The sequence below is a fragment of the Paenibacillus sp. TSM33 genome (assembly GCF_056099025.1).
In genome coordinates, this window is record NZ_JBLZXB010000010.1 from 1073979 (window position 1) to 1091242 (window position 17264).

Annotated in this window: 13 protein-coding genes; 11 read left to right on the plus strand and 2 right to left on the minus strand. The window is 46.6% G+C overall.

Annotated elements, in window-relative coordinates; all coding sequences use genetic code 11:
• Window positions 1-193 precede the first annotated feature (193 nt).
• The 4 genes from ACN6NF_RS08975 to ACN6NF_RS08990 all read left to right on the plus strand — a co-directional run bounded on the left by ACN6NF_RS08975 (window position 194) and on the right by ACN6NF_RS08990 (window position 4632).
• Window positions 194-2746 carry a beta-mannosidase gene (locus ACN6NF_RS08975; RefSeq protein WP_474316940.1) on the plus strand — a complete coding sequence of 851 codons (2553 nt, stop codon included), beginning with the start codon at window positions 194-196 and terminating at the stop codon, window positions 2744-2746.
• Between the two features lie 213 nt (window positions 2747-2959).
• A complete protein-coding gene (locus tag ACN6NF_RS08980) occupies window positions 2960-3700 on the plus strand; it encodes a DUF1361 domain-containing protein (protein WP_474316941.1) in 741 nt (246 codons plus the stop codon).
• 69 nt (window positions 3701-3769) lie between these two features.
• Window positions 3770-3973 carry a YwbE family protein gene (locus ACN6NF_RS08985; RefSeq protein WP_474316943.1) on the plus strand — a complete coding sequence of 68 codons (204 nt, stop codon included), beginning with the start codon at window positions 3770-3772 and terminating at the stop codon, window positions 3971-3973.
• Window positions 3974-3999: 26 nt separating this feature from the next.
• Window positions 4000-4632: a DUF2238 domain-containing protein gene (locus tag ACN6NF_RS08990; RefSeq protein ID WP_474316944.1), complete on the plus strand. Its 633-nt coding sequence runs from the start codon at window positions 4000-4002 to the stop codon at window positions 4630-4632.
• Between the two features lie 33 nt (window positions 4633-4665).
• On the opposite strand, the gene ACN6NF_RS08995 is transcribed toward ACN6NF_RS08990, so the two are convergent.
• Window positions 4666-5841 (minus strand): glycosyltransferase family 4 protein, encoded by a 1176-nt coding sequence (locus ACN6NF_RS08995; RefSeq protein WP_474316946.1) that lies wholly within the window; start codon window positions 5839-5841, stop codon window positions 4666-4668.
• A 354-nt stretch (window positions 5842-6195) separates the two neighbouring features.
• Between ACN6NF_RS08995 and ACN6NF_RS09000 the strand changes: the two genes are divergently transcribed.
• The 5 genes from ACN6NF_RS09000 to ACN6NF_RS09020 all read left to right on the plus strand — a co-directional run bounded on the left by ACN6NF_RS09000 (window position 6196) and on the right by ACN6NF_RS09020 (window position 13018).
• Window positions 6196-7227, plus strand: coding sequence for an FUSC family protein (locus ACN6NF_RS09000; RefSeq protein WP_474316948.1), 1032 nt, complete (start codon window positions 6196-6198; stop codon window positions 7225-7227).
• A gap of 360 nt (window positions 7228-7587) precedes the next feature.
• The gene (gene helD / locus ACN6NF_RS09005) at window positions 7588-9948 is read left to right on the plus strand and encodes an RNA polymerase recycling motor HelD (RefSeq protein WP_474316951.1); all 2361 of its coding nucleotides are present in this window, start codon (window positions 7588-7590) and stop codon (window positions 9946-9948) included.
• A gap of 102 nt (window positions 9949-10050) precedes the next feature.
• Complete coding sequence (locus ACN6NF_RS09010; RefSeq protein WP_474316955.1) at window positions 10051-11892, plus strand: adenine deaminase; 1842 nt, start codon at window positions 10051-10053, stop codon at window positions 11890-11892.
• 120 nt (window positions 11893-12012) lie between these two features.
• Window positions 12013-12594, plus strand: coding sequence for a Crp/Fnr family transcriptional regulator (locus tag ACN6NF_RS09015; protein ID WP_474316957.1), 582 nt, complete (start codon window positions 12013-12015; stop codon window positions 12592-12594).
• A gap of 82 nt (window positions 12595-12676) precedes the next feature.
• A complete protein-coding gene (locus ACN6NF_RS09020) occupies window positions 12677-13018 on the plus strand; it encodes a darcynin family protein (RefSeq protein ID WP_474316959.1) in 342 nt (113 codons plus the stop codon).
• Between the two features lie 134 nt (window positions 13019-13152).
• Here the strand turns inward: ACN6NF_RS09020 and ACN6NF_RS09025 are convergent, their stop codons facing one another.
• Complete coding sequence (locus ACN6NF_RS09025) at window positions 13153-14001, minus strand: copper amine oxidase N-terminal domain-containing protein (RefSeq protein WP_474316960.1); 849 nt, start codon at window positions 13999-14001, stop codon at window positions 13153-13155.
• A 241-nt stretch (window positions 14002-14242) separates the two neighbouring features.
• On the opposite strand from ACN6NF_RS09025, the gene ACN6NF_RS09030 reads away from it, so the two are divergent.
• Together ACN6NF_RS09030 and ACN6NF_RS09035 are read left to right on the plus strand one after the other, a co-directional pair.
• Window positions 14243-15520 carry an ABC transporter substrate-binding protein gene (locus ACN6NF_RS09030; RefSeq protein WP_474316963.1) on the plus strand — a complete coding sequence of 426 codons (1278 nt, stop codon included), beginning with the start codon at window positions 14243-14245 and terminating at the stop codon, window positions 15518-15520.
• Between the two features lie 29 nt (window positions 15521-15549).
• The gene (locus ACN6NF_RS09035) at window positions 15550-17253 is read left to right on the plus strand and encodes a methyl-accepting chemotaxis protein (protein ID WP_474316964.1); all 1704 of its coding nucleotides are present in this window, start codon (window positions 15550-15552) and stop codon (window positions 17251-17253) included.
• Window positions 17254-17264 lie beyond the last annotated feature (11 nt).

Below are 17264 nucleotides of genomic sequence, written 5' to 3' on the forward strand. Positions count from 1 at the left end.
GATGAATTCGATCCACAGTGAAGACGAGGAAGTCGCTTTTAGCCTGTTTAGGGGTAGAGGGCGACTTTTTATTTTGTGCTTTATCGATTGTTCCAAAAAAACAATTGACTAACTTGTTAGCTTAATGTTATTTTTGTTATGTTAATGAGTGATCCAGATGTTCCCAATCATCTTTATAGGGAGGCTTGCGACGATGATTAATGTGATAGGGTTGGATGGCTGGAGGTTTAGGGAAGCACAAAGTGATGAGTGGCTCAGTGCGAAAGTGCCGGGTTGTGTGCATACCGATCTTTTGCGACATGGCAAAATTCCTGATCCTTTTATCGGTATGAACGAGATGGAGGTACAGTGGATTGATAAGCAGGATTGGATATACGAAGCCTATTTTGAGATAGATGCCAATCAGCTTCAATGTCAATGTGTAGAACTGGTGTTGGAAGGCCTGGACACATACGCAGATGTAAGAGTAAATGGTCAAGCTGTCTTGTCGGCCAATAATATGTTTCGGGTATGGAGACAGGATGTGAAGGCATTTGTTCAGCAAGGGAAAAATCAGCTGGAAATCCATTTTCGCTCTCCGATTGCGGAAGATGTGCCTAAGCTGGAAAGATTGGGCTATGGACTCCCCGCACCGAATGATCAGTCCGAGATAGGTGGCTTGTCTGATAAAAAAGTAAGCGTTTTCGCTCGTAAGGCTCCCTATCACTATGGTTGGGATTGGGGACCGAGGCTGGTAACGAGCGGAATTTGGAGAGAGGTTCGGATTGAAGCTTGGTCCGGACTGATCGTGAGAGACTTGTTTATTCGACAGGACGAAGTGAGTACGGAGAGAGCTGAACTCACGGCAGTGGTAGAAATTGAAAATGCAGATGAGATTAGAGATGCCGAGTTGTGTATTTCTGCTGACGGCAGGGTGTGGTCCAAGTCGGTTCGTCTTCTGAAGGGAAAGCAGACAGTAGAGCTAGAGCTGGATATGAAGGAGCCAAAGTTGTGGTGGTGCCGTGGGCTGGGGGAGCCGCATCAGTATACGTTTGTAGCCGAATTGAAGGCGCAAGCACAGGAAGCGGTAATTGCTGAGAAATCAGTGAAAACGGGACTTCGTTCGATCCGTCTTATACGTGAGCGGGATACGGCAGGCGAGAGCTTCTATTTTGAGCTGAATGGAATCCCCGTGTTTGCAAAAGGAGCCAACCATATTCCGAATGACAGCTTTGCTGCCGAAGTTACGTTGGAACGATATCGGCATGAAATTGCCAGTGCAGCCGCCTCAAATATGAATATGTTGCGGGTGTGGGGTGGCGGTATTTATGAAGAAGACGTATTTTATGACCTTTGTGATGAATATGGCTTACTCGTGTGGCAAGATTTTATGTTTGCATGCAGCATGTATCCGGGGGATCGGGCTTTTTTGGACAATGTAGCGCAGGAAGCCGAAGATAACATCAAGCGATTGCGCCATCATCCTTGCATTGCGTTATGGTGCGGCAATAATGAGATTGATTCCGCATGGGCGCATTATGAAGAAAATGCGGGCTGGGGCTGGAAAAAGACCTACACGCCTGAGCAACGGGAACGCCTATGGGATGATTATGAAACGCTCTTTCACCGGATTTTACCGGAGGCGGTAAATACCTGGGCTCCGCAGACGGCATATTGGCCCTCCTCACCGCTAATTGACCTGACCGGAGATCGAAACCAGCATGCTCATCCGTCCTCAACAGCAGGAGACATTCATTATTGGGGAGTATGGCATGCGTCTGAGCCGTTTGAGAATTATCACATACATGTGGGCCGTTTTATGAGTGAGTATGGTTTTCAGTCCTTTCCTGAATACAAGTCTGTTCGCACGTATGCGGAAGAGAAGGATTTGGAGCTGGAATCTGCGGTGATGCTGGCACATCAGAAAAATGGTTCGGGCAATCGTCTGATTCAAGAATACATGGGACGGTACATGCGGCAGCCCAAGGATTTTACATGTTTTCTTCTCATGAGCCAAGTTTTGCAGGCAGAGGCGATGAAAATGGCCATAGAGGCCCATCGTCGTCACAAGCCCTATTGCATGGGGACATTATACTGGCAGATGAATGACTGCTGGCCTGTTGCCTCCTGGTCGAGCATGGACTATTTTGGTCGTTGGAAGGCGCTTCAATATACGGCTAAACGCAGCTTTGCCGATGTGCTGTTGAGTGCAGTGGATACGGAACAGGGGAATAAAGAACTGCATCTGGTTAACGATACGCTAGAGCCGATAGCAGGTACGCTGCGGCTGACGCTTTTGCATATACGTGGTAGCCAGGCTATTCGTGAAGAGAACATTAAGGTAGAACAGCAAGCAGGCGGCGCAGGGATCGTACATATACTGCCTACCGACCAATGGCTGAATGGCCTGGATCGGACGGAGCATATGCTGGTCGCACGTCTGATACAAAACGGTGAACAGGTGGCCTCCAGCGAAATTTATTTTGCAGGCACGAAAGAGATGGATTTACCGCAGGCTAAAATTGAAGTGACAGAGATACAGGGAAGTGGGGGCAGTAAGTTCATGCTCTGTTCGGATACACTTGCTAGACATGTGTGGTTGACCGCAGAGCAGGAGGGGATTTTCAGTGACAACCACCTGGATCTGGCTCCCGGTATTCCCAAAACGGTGGAATTTCTGACCTTGCGTAACGGTGCCTCCGCATTTGAGGCAGCTGCGCCAGGTGCATTGACGGTACAATCATTGGTCAATTGGATACAAGGGTAGAGGACGGTAAAAGCTTATCCGCCTTGAATATATTAAGCATCTGTCTCCCGGGGGCATAAGGTCAACTCCGGGAACAGATGCTTTTTTAACTTCATTTTATGCAGAGTGGAGCGCTTCCATTGAGCTTGAAGCCATTGTGGTGTACACTGTCCAGAACAGGTGTAAATTGGAACGTCAGGAAGGATGGACGGTTACAAGGAGGGAAAGTAACATATGTATGACCGTTTAAGATCGTTAAATTATCCAGTCAAACTTTATATTTTTATAGCACTGGCCTTATGTTCCGTAATCAGTACATTGTGGATCATTAACGTGCGATTGCCCTCAGGGGGCCGCCCTTATCTTTTTATTTGGTGGAATATGATGCTGGCCTGGATTCCTATGCTGCTGACGCTTCTGCTAGATGTCATCCATTGCTCGTGGAGACGGGGAACGAGGGCATTTATGCTCTGGATCATAGGGGCTGGCTGGCTTTTCTTTTACCCCAATATACCCTATTTGATTACAGATTTGCTGCATGTATTCGCCAGATATCCATTTCTCGGGGAGCAGCGTTTTTGGGGCAATCCGTACTTTTGGAATCATGTATTAGGGATGCTGCTGGTAGCTGTGCTTGGCCTCACCATGGGGGTTGTATCGCTTGAATCCGTACGACAGTTGGTGCAGCGTGCTCGGGGCGGGCTTGTCAGCTGGTTGTTTATGCTGGCGGTACTCCTGCTAAGTAGCCTGGGTATTTATATTGGTCGTTTCTTTCGAGGAAACACATGGGATATTGTGTCTGCGCCGTCCCAGTTGTACACACAAATATCTTCCTTATGGGCAGACTCTTTGCAACGCACGCATTTTGTGGAGTTTAGCGGGATGGTATTCGTGATTATGCTCGTTAGCTATGTATCCACGATGTGTGTGGTCTGGATGGGGAACAGCCGCCGCGACGAATGGCATCGCTGGTAATTACCATGGGGCTGAGTGGCTAAATATCATCATAAGATAAAATGTAAAAGCAAAGGAGGAATAGCTACAATGAACGGACAGAACCGATCTGATATCCGCGCTGGTCTTCAGGTGGATATTGTGCTTAAAAAGGATCAGCCCACGGGTAAGCTGACGCGAGGAACGGTGAAGGATATTTTGACCAATTCCCCGCGTCATCCGCATGGAATCAAAGTACGTTTGGCAGACGGGCAGGTTGGACGTGTCAAACATATTGTAATAAAAGAAGGATAGAGCTGTAGGCTTAGGAGGGATGATGTATGAATCAGGCAACGGCATGGTCTAAAAATGATCGTTACCCGCTTGTTTTACTTGTACTGCTGGTGCTTGCTCTCATTTGGTCCTTGGTTCGTCCGGCGGATTATTTTACATGGGTACTGGAAGTTCTCCCAGCCGTTTTGGGAGCTGTACTGTTGGCTGCTATTTACCGTCGATTTCGGTTTACCAATCTGGTATACACCCTAATCGGGCTACATGCATTGATCCTGATTATCGGCGGGCACTATACCTATGCCGAAATGCCGCTGTTCAACTGGATTCGGGATACGTTTGGGCTGGAGCGCAATTATTATGATCGGCTTGGGCATTTTGCGCAAGGTTTTGTGCCTGCACTCATTGTCAGGGAAGTGCTGCTACGTAAGACGGCTTTGGGAAGCGGAAGCTGGCTCACTTTTCTAACGGTGAGTGTATGTCTTGCGATCAGTGCTGTGTACGAACTGATTGAGTTTGCCGTTGCCAAGGCAACCGGTACAGCGGCAGAGGCCTTTTTGGGAACACAGGGAGATATATGGGATACTCAATGGGATATGCTTCTTGCGTTCATCGGTGCCCTGACAGCGGTGATTTTGTTAAGCGGGGTACATAACAAGCTGCTCAAGCAGCTAAAGGTGTAGCAGGGTTTCTTGAAAGTCCGATATTTTTGAGGGTTATATTCGCGTCATAGGGAGGCTGTCGAGATGCAGGGTCGCTGCATCCATATAGCTGTCGAGCAGTCGCCCAAAAATACGGTCCCACGTCTGCTCCAGGCTGTATGCTCTACCGGTTCTGGACAGAAAGTCGCGAAGTGGGGCATCCTCGTACAACAGGAGTACAGCTTTGGCAAAGGCAGCGGCGTCCCCAGCTGGACACAGTAGCCCTGTTTTCCCATCGATTATATTGTCTTTGACCCCGCCTTCATTCGCGCCAATCACGGGTGTGCCGCTGGCCATAGCCTCCAACACGACGTTACCGAAGGTTTCTGTAGTGGAGGGAAAGAGGAATACATCGGCTGCAGCGTAGAGTTCAGCTAATTCCGGTCCTTTTACAAAACCAAGCCAGTGAACTGCGTGCTTTGGCACCCCGATATCTGTTGCAGTTTTGTACTTAAACAATGGGCCATCTCCTGCAATGACCAGTACTGAGGCTGCGCGGACGTCGTCGGGTAACTGGAGATAGGATTCCAGTAACGTGTCTATCCCCTTTTCAGGTGCAAGTCTGCCCACATATAAAATCACAAATGCGTCTGCACGAACGCCCCATTTTTCCCATATAGCTTCGCGATTCATTGTGGGCTGGAAGCGGTCGGTATCAATTCCTCTACCCCAGATTTCGAGCTGTCCCATTCCTTTATTGCGTAACAATTCCATGGTTGACCGAGAGGGGACATATACCCTTTCACAATGTCTGTGAAACCAGAGCATGTATTTCCATAATGCAGGTTCAAGCCAGCGAAGCTTGTAATATTCGAGGTATTTATCAAAGTGGGTGTGATAGGAGGCGACGAGTGGAATATGGTGTTTGGCAGCGTAGCTTGTTCCGTACAGGCCCAGGTTGAACGGAGTAGCGACATGAATTAGATGCGGGGAAAAGGCTGATAGGCGCTCGTTGATTTGTTTAGCGTTAGGGATCGCAAGTCTGCATTCCCGGTACAATAAAAAGGGAATACTTCGAAATCGCTCCACTCCCGGCCCCGAGGACAGATGATGGTGATGGTCTGCCTCCGGTGCGAAGACAAGCGTAGATACCCCGTGTGTCTCCAAATAGTCAATCCATCGTTCCAGTGTCAGAGCAGCGCCATTAACATCAGGCGTATACGTGTCTGTAAATAATGCGACTCGAAGCATGCCTTCATTCCTCCTCCGCCATTCTCATTTATCCTATGACGTTCCAGGGGAGTCCGCTTGGAGGCTCCGGCTTTTATTGTGTCATGATTTTGTTTACGGGCTTGCTGGGTTTTGTAAAAGTTGGCCTTTGGACGGGCGCTCTTCTCAGATTTTACTAATCCATGGCACGATAAGTTCCTCTTGTGAGGTTGATGCATATCGGTTATTTCTGTTGATATGTATTCTAGAGGAACTGTACATTTCATAAATATTCCTGATCTCCGATGGTTTTGGGTAATAATAAAACATGGACTTTGTCTTGAAATTTCATTATAGTAATTCGGTATGAATAAATTTGAAGGGTAAGCAGGAGGGATGGCTTTGGCTTTTGGAGCACGGGTGTTAAAAACGGGAATCGCAGTGACGCTCGCCCTTTTTCTGAGCACGCTTTTGAACACCCATTCGCCTGTGGGGGCAGCGATAGCCGCTATTTTTGCCATGCAACCGTCGATATATAGGTCGTGGCGTTATTTTCTGGATCAACTCCAAACAAGCACATTAGGTGCAGTCATGGCGTTGCTGGGCGGAATGGTATTTTCGAATGAGCCGATTGCGGTCGGGCTGGTATGTGTATTGGTACTTATGATATGTCTGAAAATAAACATGGCTGATACGGTTGGATTGACACTCGTGACCGTTGTTTCTGTCATGGAAGCTTCAGGAGACTGGAAATTTGCGGTAACCCGCTTTGCGCTGACTCTGATCGGGATTGTGTCTGCTTTTGTCATCAACATTACCGTTTTTCCTCCCAAACCGAAAAGGCAGTTCATCAATCAGATTCAAAATGTATTTAACAGCATGTCCTTGCTGCTGCGAACTGCCATTTCCGATGAGATTAAGGAGTCTGTCTTTAGAGAGGAAAAAGGGAATTTGGAGGGAGCTATTAAATCACTCTCGGACAAATATCATTTGTTCGAAGAGGAGCAGAAAAAGCTCAAGCGCACCAAGTTTAGTCAAACGAGACAAATGGTTGTATACAAACAAATGCTCGAAAGTTTACACAAAGGATACGAGGTCTTGGATGCGGTGGAAAGGCACTACTTCCAGTCTTTACGTCCAAAGGGAACAGATGCGTTTTTTGACGATCATCTGGAGCGGCTGATTCGTTTCCACGAGCACGCTCTGCTGAAATTCGAAAATAAACTGAAACCAAATGAGGATGAAAGTGAATTGTTTCAGCAGGCCAACGGTGATTTTATGAAGGATGCCATTACACGTTTTGACCATTGTCAGGAGGGAATGCTGCGGCTTTCCATCGTAGCTGCGACGATGTACGACTATGGTCATCAGTTGGAGCGATTGAGTAGACTGGCCGATCATATTCATCCTGTGGAAGAGAGTCGATAGGCGATTTCGAAAAAAAGAAAAGGCGACCGTATTCATCAATCTGATGGACGGTCGCTTTTTTATGTAATGAATTCGAGGATGTAGGAACAGGCTAATGGAAGAATGCCAGAAAACACAAAAAAAGCCCACTAGTTGCGAACAGGGACTGAACTTGCTACAATAGAGGATGCTATGTTTTACATAGTAAAACTGTATTGCATAAGTTGTTAATACACTTCTTGTTACATTATAGCATGCTTCAAAGGAATAGTCAATTTTCCCGGATCAGGGGGATGCGATGAGTATGCCCGGGTCCATAATAGAGCATAGTTTGTACGCAAGGGAGCCCTGCGCGGAGCAGGAGGAAACGGAACAGGAGCGATGTCAGTGACTACTGAGCAGCAATGGAATGAGGAACAACGAAGAGTAGAAGATGTGACCGCAGTAATTAGCGGTCGTATTCGGAAGCTGGAGACAGAGGTTGGTTCTGTGCGCGGCGATGTCGTCGATATGCGTAAAGACTTCTGGGATGAGGTAACGATCAATTTCAGTGAGGCGGATGATGTGGGAGAGACGTCCACCAGTTTGCGTCAGCAGTCTGAGATTTTGTCTGAGCGGGAACGAAGACACAAGCATTCCACTGAGGCGTTAGGCCGTTTGAAAAAGTTGCTTGACTCACCCTATTTTGCACGCATTGATTTTGCTGAGGAAGGGCAGACGGCGGAACGTATTTATCTGGGTATTGCCTCCCTGCTGGATAATCAGGATGAGGAGTTTCTGATCTACGACTGGCGCGCGCCTATTTCGAATCTTTATTACGATAACATGCCAGGCCCCGCTTCTTATAAGACCCCAGCAGGAGAGATGAACGGAGAACTGACGCTCAAACGCCAGTTCTCAATCCGTGATGGGCAGATCCGCTTTATGTTCGATACAGGTGTCACGATTGGAGACGAACTCCTTCAAGCCGTATTAAGCCGGAGCTCGGATGCTCAAATGAAAAGTATTGTCGCAACCATCCAAAAGGAGCAGAATCGGATCATCCGTGATGATCGAAGCCGGATGCTGATTGTTCAGGGGGCGGCAGGAAGTGGCAAAACCTCTGCTGCGCTTCAGAGAGTAGCGTATTTGCTGTATAAATATCGAGATCGCTTGCGAGCGGATCAGGTCGTGTTATTTTCGCCAAACCCCATGTTCAACAGTTATGTTTCGACAGTATTGCCTGAATTGGGTGAGGAAAATATGCTTCAGGCCACATTTCAGGAATATTTGGAACGGCGTTTGGGCCGGGAGTTTCAGTTAGAAGATCCTTTTGAGCAGCTGGAATATGTGCTATCAGCGTCGTCACAGCCTGGGTATGAAGCTAGGATGGAAGGGATCCGCTTTAAGTCATCCAAGACGTTCTTGCATGTGATTACAGGCTACAAAGCGCACCTAGAACAGGAGGGAATGCGTTTTAAACCTGTCCGTTTTCAGGGACGTGAGGTGATTTCAGTCGAGCAAATGGCAAGCAAGTTTTATGAATTCGACTCGGCTGTGCGGCTGGCGAACCGATTGGAGCTGTTGCGCGATTGGATGCTCAAAGAGCTGGCCCGCTTTGGTAAGGAAGAATGCTCCGCTCCTTGGGTGGACCAGCAGATGGATCTGATGGAGCCCGAGGATTATCAGCGTGCATATAACCGTATGCGCCGTAAATCCAAGAATAAAGGCGATACCTTCGACGACTTTACGCGTGAAAGAGAAATATTGGCGCGTATGGTGGTCAGTGACCGCCTAAAGCCCCTGCGCAAGTGGATTAAGGCACTTCGCTTTGTGGATACAACCCGTCTATACAGCGAGCTGTTTATGAACGAAACGTTATTAAGTCAACTGTCGAATCATGCAGAGCTACCCGTCAGCTGGAGTGAAATTAGTCGGCAAACTCTGAAACGAATTCAGGCTGGAGAATTAGCATATGAGGATGTCACGCCCTTTTTATATTTGCGTGAGCTGATGCTGGGCTTTCGTTCTAATAGCAACATCCGTCATGTGTTTATTGATGAGGCACAGGACTATTCACCATTCCAGCTGGCTTTCTTCAAACGATTATTTCCACAGGCTAAAATGACAGCACTGGGCGACTTTAATCAGGCCATCTATGCCCATGCTTCGGTGCTTCAGGATGCAGAACCATTATATGATCTGTATGGAGCAGACCAGACCGAAATGATTTCCCTGACACGTAGCTATCGCTCAACACAGGAAATTGTAGAGTTTACCCGGGGGATGGTAGCAGGGGGGGAGCATATTGTTCCATTTAACCGAAAGGGTGAGAAGCCTCTGGTAACCGAGGTGAACTCGCGTGAAAAGCTGCATCAACTGATTGCAGGGAATGTTACAAAATTGTTGGCAGAGGGCTATGAATCCATCGCGGTGATCTGTAAAAACGCTGATGAGAGCGCAGCAGCCTACGAAGCGCTGGAAGGAGAACTGCCAGTAAAGCCAAAATTAATAAAGAAAACAACCCCAGCTTTTGAAAAGGGAATTCACATCATCCCGGCCTACCTGGCGAAAGGCGTGGAGTTTGATGCGGTTCTCATTTATGACGGATCGGCCCAAGAATACGAGCGTGAAAGTGAACGTAAATTGTTCTACACAGCCTGTACGAGAGCGATGCATTTGCTGCATATATATAGCATGGGGGAGATTACGCCATTCGTGAGTTCGCAGGAATCGAAGACGTATATCCGTAAAGTGGAATAAAGTGACCCTTCTTTAGGGGCGGCTGGCATTATTGAGCGTATTCCAGTAACATAAGCAAATAAGCCAAACAGGTAAGAAGCATAAACGGAGGTTACAAACGTAATGGACATGAAAAGTGTATTTCAACGCCCGCCGCTGGCGGACTGTGTACCCGAGTTGATAGCTACAGCTAGAGGGGAGCGCAAGGCATCGCTGGTGATCCGCGGAGGAACGCTGGTCAATGTGGTATCGGGCGAATTGTTACCGGGCATGTCTATTGCTGTGCAAGGCTCTCGTATTGCATACGTCGGTAGAGACGTTAGCCATACAATTGGAGAAGACACCGTAATCATTGAAGCGGAAGGCCGCTATATGGCACCAGGTTTGCTGGACGGACATTGTCATATCGAAAGCACACAGCTCACCGTAACTGAATTCGCGAAGGCTGTACTGCCGCTGGGCGTGACGGGCGGTTTTTTTGACCCACATGAAATTTCAAATGTGCTAGGTCTAAAAGGGCTTCGTCTGATGCTGGACGAAGCACGCACGACACCGCTGGCAGCTTACATGCAGGTAGCTTCCTGCGTGCCTTCTACAGGCCCGGAGCTGGAAACGACAGGTGCCTCTTTTGGCCCGGCGGAAGTGGCAGAGGCTCTAAGCTGGGGTCCGGATATGATTGGACTGGGCGAAGTTATGAATTTCCCTGGCGTCGTCTATGGAGACGACGTGATGATCGGGGAAATTCAGGCCACGCTTCGCGCCGGCAAAGTGGCGGATGGCCATTTTACCTGGGCCTCTGATGATTGGCGGCTACCAGTTTATGCAGCCGCAGGAATTACGGGCGATCACGAATGTGTTACGCCCGAGGATGTAGCCGAGCGTATCCGGCTCGGCATGTATGCCAAGATGCGGCAAGGCTCCGCATGGCATGATGTGGCCGAGACGATCCGTGCCAGCACGGAAATGGGTCTCGACACGCGCCGCATGATGCTGGTGACGGATGATCGCAGCGCGGAATCCCTGCTCCATGAAGGGCAGATGGACTTCGTGGTGCGTCATGCGATTGCGCAGGGTGTTAAGCCTGTAACGGCCTTTCAGATGGCAACGCTGAATACGGCAGAGCGCTTTGGCGTGGCACGGGACATTGGTTCGATTGTTCCCGGTGCGATTGCCGATATTATCTTGCTGGATGGCCGCTTGGCTGAAGTGAATGTGACGGCTACCATCGCAGCGGGCCAACTGGTGGCCGAGCACGGACAAATGGTCGCTGATTGGGAAGGCTTTGTTTATCCTGCGGAAGTGATGAATACGGTCCATTTGGGGCGAGAGCTGAGTGCCGCTGATTTTCGTATTGCCGCCCCAGTACAGGAGGGGAATGTACCTGTACGAGTAATTCGTGTCACGGAAAATCATGTGGATACGAAGGAAGTGCGGATGACCGTTCCGGTGCGTGATGGTGAAGTTGCATCAGATCCTGCGCAGGATTTGTGCAAAATCGCCGTTTTCGAGCGGCATCATGCCAGTGGCAGCCATGCGGTGGCATTTGTGACAGGCGTTGGCTTCACCGAGCCGGCCGCGATTGCCATGACCGTAGCGCATGATAGCCACAACCTACTCGTCATTGGTAATGATGACGAGCTCATGACCCAGGCGGCGAAGCAGGCCGTTGCCCTGCGTGGCGGAGTGGTGGTCGCATCCGCCTCGGGTGAGACGCGCTTCCCGCTCCCGATCGCCGGACTGATGTCCCCAGCTCCGTTTGCAGAGGTAGCTGCGCAGTCCGAAAGCATCAGCCGTGCACTTCAGCAATCCGGTTGCATGCTGAACAACGCGCTGATGACACTGTCGTTGCTCGCACTGGTCGTAATCCCTGAAATCCGTCTGTCGGATCAGGGACTTGTCGTGATCGGAGCCGACGGTATACGCAAGGTGTCTCTTTTCGTGGAAGAGGACGCTGAGGAAGCCTGATAGAACACGTCCCTAGGGGTTATCCTGCAGGTCTGCCCAGACCTGAGGGATAGCCCCTGTTTTCTTATAGAGTCCGAAAGGTATCATTGATTCCTTAATCAACGTTCGAGGTGGGAGTAGATGCAATTATATTATCGTTCATTAGAAAAAATGGCTCATCAAGCCTCGATTATAGATCAGGATTGGAACAGGTTTGTAGAGCAAACCCGCGTGAGGCATGTTCAGCAGGGGACATATCTTATTGAAACGGGGGAAACTGTGAAACATGCCTATTTTTGTTCGGAGGGATTATTCCGTTTGTTCTATACATTGGCAGATGGCAGAGAATATAATGTTGGTTTTTCGCCAGAAGATGATTATGTAACCTCTTATGGCGCTATGGTCCAAGGTAAACCATCTACCTATACGATAGAGGCAATGGAAGATTCGGTTGTTATTGAAATTCCATATCACGTACTGAAGGAGCTTATGGATACAAGCCATATGTGGGAAAGGTTCGTGCGCAAGAGTGTAGAAAGACTATATATTCGAAAAGAGGAACGGGAACGTGAATTACTGTATCTTTCTGCTAAGGAACGTTATGATGCCTTTCTTCTCAAATATCCCGGCTTGGACAAACGAATTGCACAATACCATATAGCTTCATACCTAGGTGTGTCCCCCGTCTCACTTAGTCGTTTGCTGCGCAGCGATCCGCATTAACCTATGTTAATGCGGCATGGCAGACAAACAGCGTACAATAACGATAAATCCATTCAAGTTTCACTAAAAAGGAGATAGGCATATGCGTTATATGATGATTGTATTACTGGAATTCTACCCTTCCTGGTTGGCTCTTCCTCGGGAAGAACGCCGTAAACATGCGGGGGCCTTGCAGGCTCGTATTCAGAAGTACAGCGAACATGTTCAGGTTCGTTTTTTCGATGCAGAAGCACTGCCCGGAAAGGACTATACGGATTTCATCGTATGTGAAACGGAGGATATGAAGCAATATCACTATATGTGGGAAGAAATTCGTGATTCGGAGCCGTATACCAAAGGATATATGAAGATTAAAGATGTAGTAATGGGGATGGAAAATGCATTTCAGTCCTATGAGTCCGAAATGCTACAGATGGACAAATAACTCCCCGTATCTTTTATTATGTAAAAGTAGGAGTTGAGCTTGTACAGGTTTTAAACAAGGCGAGTTCCCATGCTGTTTTATTCAGCTGGGAATTCGCCTTTTATCTTTTGAAAATGATAATCAGAAAAACCACTTTATGCAACTGTATTACTTATAACCTTCAGAAATCCATTATTTGTTGCATTATTAATTAACTGATCAACAGATTTTGCTGCGCTATCGCTAAACAAGTACCACACATCTTTGGATACGTCATGAATCAAAAACTTGGGATACCCGACTAAAAGTTCGGAAGGAAAGGACTGGATTAAAGAATACACATCAAAACGAGCTAAGCTTTTCCCCTTTTGATCTAAAAAATCGTATTGTGCATTTTTATAATAAGACCCAGGTGTGTCAATAGTGAAGCTCCAAGAATAGTTTTCAGGTGCTTCGACCTTTTCACCTTTGTTTTTTGTGAAAATATTATAAATGGTTTCATGATATGCATTGCCATGAATTTGCTGAACTACGCCGCCCAATATCATATGGTATTCCTGTTGAAGTGCTTTTACTTGTACACCGTTTATGAACAATGGTTTAGTATCCACCGTCACTGTATAGTTGCTGTAATTGACATTGCAGCCAAACGTCTCTGCAATAAAACGAAGTGGAACATATATGCGGTTATTTTTCGTATATGGTTTTACATCAAGCAGTATCGTTTTACCGTTTTTCTCCGCTGAGCTTCTGCTTATTGCTAACTTTACTTTCATATCGCTCTTAGCGAGAATAACCTCGGAATTGGACCACTCGACGCTAGCCCCCAAACTTTCGCTAATAACACGTAAAGGTACCATTGTACGTCTGTTCTTCATTTCTGGCTTCGCATCGGTCGCAATAGCCACACCGTCAATTTTGATTTGATTTTGTGCTGCATATGTAGTGGACGATGAAATACATAAAAAGAAAGCGAGAAAAAAACTGAAGAATGCTTTGTTCATCAAAGATAGCCCCTTTTTTGATTAAATTTGTTACACAATAACTTTCCCTCATATTCAGACGCGACTGGATAAAATTTGTTGCGTTTTCTAGTCATTAACTTAACGTAACAACCAGTTTGTACTATTTAGTTGACTTCCGATATTTACCAACCAAAAACTTCTAATCTTCCTGGAGAATTATGTCGATAACATTGAATATTATTCATAAAATTTACAAAGTAAATCCTTAGGGGGAAAGTTAATGAGAATACAGCTAAAAGTTGCGATTTCTCTAGCATGTTTCATGATGTTTATAGGTTGTTCAGCTTCACCAGTATCACAGCAGACGACCAAGATTACATTTTTGAACTCTAAATCTGAAATAAAAACCCAATTAGAAGAAGTAGCAAAACAATACAATCAAGAGCATCCTGAAGTATCTTTAGAAATTATAACCGCTCCTGAGGGGACATCTGCATATCAAAAGTTGATGTCGATGTACGGTTCAGGAAGCCCTGCTACCATGTCAATGCTTGATCCGGGCGACACGCAGACATTTCTGGATAAAGCTGTTGATTTAAGTAAGGAAAAATGGGTTGCCGATACGATAGAACATGGACTTGATACTGTCAAGAAAAATGATGCTGTGCTAGGGTTTCCATTTGCAGTTGAAGGCTATGGATTAATTTACAATAAGAAAGTGCTGGACAAAGCAACAGGGGGGGCTTTTGATGCTTCCTCGGTCAATAGTAGAAGCAGCCTAAATTCATTAATGGTTAAAATTCAGAAATCGGGAGTAACACCGGTCATGCTCTCACCAATGGACTGGTCTCTCGGCTCTCATCTTCTAGCTCTGGCTTATTCTGTTCAACCTGGGGGTTTTCCAGAGTTTGTTAAAGGTATGCAGAGTAACTCCATCGATATGTCCCAAAACAATGTAATGTCTGGATGGGTACAAACTTTAGATCTGCTCAAGGATAACAACATCAACAAGCACTCGCCTTTGGACAGTACGTATGAAGATGGAGCCAAAGCTTTGGGAGAGGGCAAGGTAGGGCTTTGGTTTATGGGCAACTGGGCTTGGAATGGAATAAAGACCAATGATACGGCAAATGAGGAATACGGTTTTTTGCCTCTTCCGTTAAACGATAATACGGATGATCCCAACAATTCAAAAATCACAGTTGGTGTGACAAAGTATGTATTCATCGACTCCACAGCTACTACGCCGCAGCAGCAAGAGGAAGCTAAGAAATTTTTAAACTGGCTAGTATACGAAAAGTCTGGACAGGAGCTTTTGGTTAACAAGGCCAATGTTATACCGGCGTTCAAGAGTATTGACCTGGTGCCTTCCGATCCCTTGAGTAAATCGATCAAGTCATATATGTCGAGCGGAAAGACGCTGCCGTTCATGGCAACCCTTCCACCTGACCATGGGGGCATCACAGGAGCATCTATCCAAAGCTACCTCAGTGGAAAGATAGATAAGATAGAGCTGTTGCGCCAAATACGCATATACTGGAAAGCTCAGCAGGGATGATAAGAGACAGTCACGGGAGGAAGATAAGGGTGTTTAAATTAACGTTAAAGAAAAAAATAATTAGTGCAGCGCTCATACTGGTAATCGTACTGTCCCTTTCAAGTGTTATAGGCGTCATTAAGATGTCGGAAATGGGAGAGGCTTCTGATAAGGTAAATAACAGGTCTTTACCTGCGGTCATTCTTCTTCAAGGTATGGATAAGCAGATTACAGAAATCGATAGACTCACCGTTCGAATGATAATCGAAGAGGATGCAGCCGTTCGCAGCACTTATCAAGAAGAACTAACCAAAGCTACAGCTTCAATGGATAAGAGTGTTAATAAATATCAAAGTTTAGCCTCAACGGCAGAGGAAAAAGAATTGTTCACCGACTTTTATGGTCAGTGGGCAATGTATCTTCGCCATCTAAAGGTGGTTTCTGCGGCCATGGAAGAAAACGACAAGGTGATGGCCTACATGATCATCCATGGAAATTCCTCTGTTTATAAGGCAGCCTTAGACGATGTAAATAAACTGAAGCTACTTAATGAGCAGTATGCTACGGATGCAGCTAATCAATCGAGTCAATCTTACCATTCAGGCCGAATTTTGATGATTTCTTTGACTACCATATGTACGATCCTGGGAATTATCGGTTCTTTTTTACTGGCTCAATCGTTCACTAAGCCTATATTAAAAATAGCGGAACAGATAAAGCTGGTAACAAGGGGGAACCTGCAAGTGGAACCCCTTAAGGTCCGATCCAAAGATGAGGTCGGGGAATTGGCATCCGATTTTAATGAAATGTGCGATTCACTGCGTAACCTTTTAAAGGAAGTTGTGGATAATTCCTTACTGGTTGCTTCTACGGCTGAACAGTTAACGGCCAGTGCAGAACAGACAAGCATTGCTACCGAGCAGATAGCTATAAGTGCCACTCAAGTCGCAGAGGGATCACAGACACAGCTTGCAGATATAGCTGAAACGCTGAATTACACAGTAGATGTTTCTAAAAGTGTAGAAAACATAACCAATCGATTTGTGAATGTAGCTAATCTCACACTCCAAGCACAAGAAAAAGCAACCAGTGGGAAAACCAAAATGTCTTCCACTGTCTCTCAAATAAGAGATGTGCATACCAAGGTAACTCAATCCGCTGAAGTGGTAAATATTTTAGGAGAAAAATCTGCGGAGATTAGACAGATCACAGCTATGATCAGTGATATAGCAGCCCGAACCAACTTGCTTTCACTCAATGCGAGTATAGAAGCTGCAAGAGCAGGAGAGCAGGGAAAAGGATTTGCAGTTGTCGCTTATGAAGTACGCAATTTGTCGGCACAAGCAAGTGAAGCAACCGGCAAGATTTCCTCTCTGGTCAACGAAATCGCATTAAGAACAGACGAAGTTGTAATTTCGATGAATGAAGGTGTTCAATCACTAGATGAAGGTATGATGCTTGTCGAAGGTGTCGGTAACGTCTTTTCTGAAATTGTCGGTGCCGTTGAAGAGGTGAGCAGTGAGGTAGACACTGCGGCTGTAGAAGCAAGATCCGTAAATGAGGGAACCGTTTCTATGGTGGAATCAATGAAGAAAATTGCCGAAATCTCCGAACGTGCAGCCGATTCTACTCAAACAGTCGCAAGCGTAGTCGAGGAAACTACCGCTTCCATGCAGGAAGTGTCTGCAGGTGCTAACATGCTTGCCAAGCGGGCGGAAGAGATGAATCAAACGGTGTCTGTATTCAAAATTTAAAGTAAATTGGC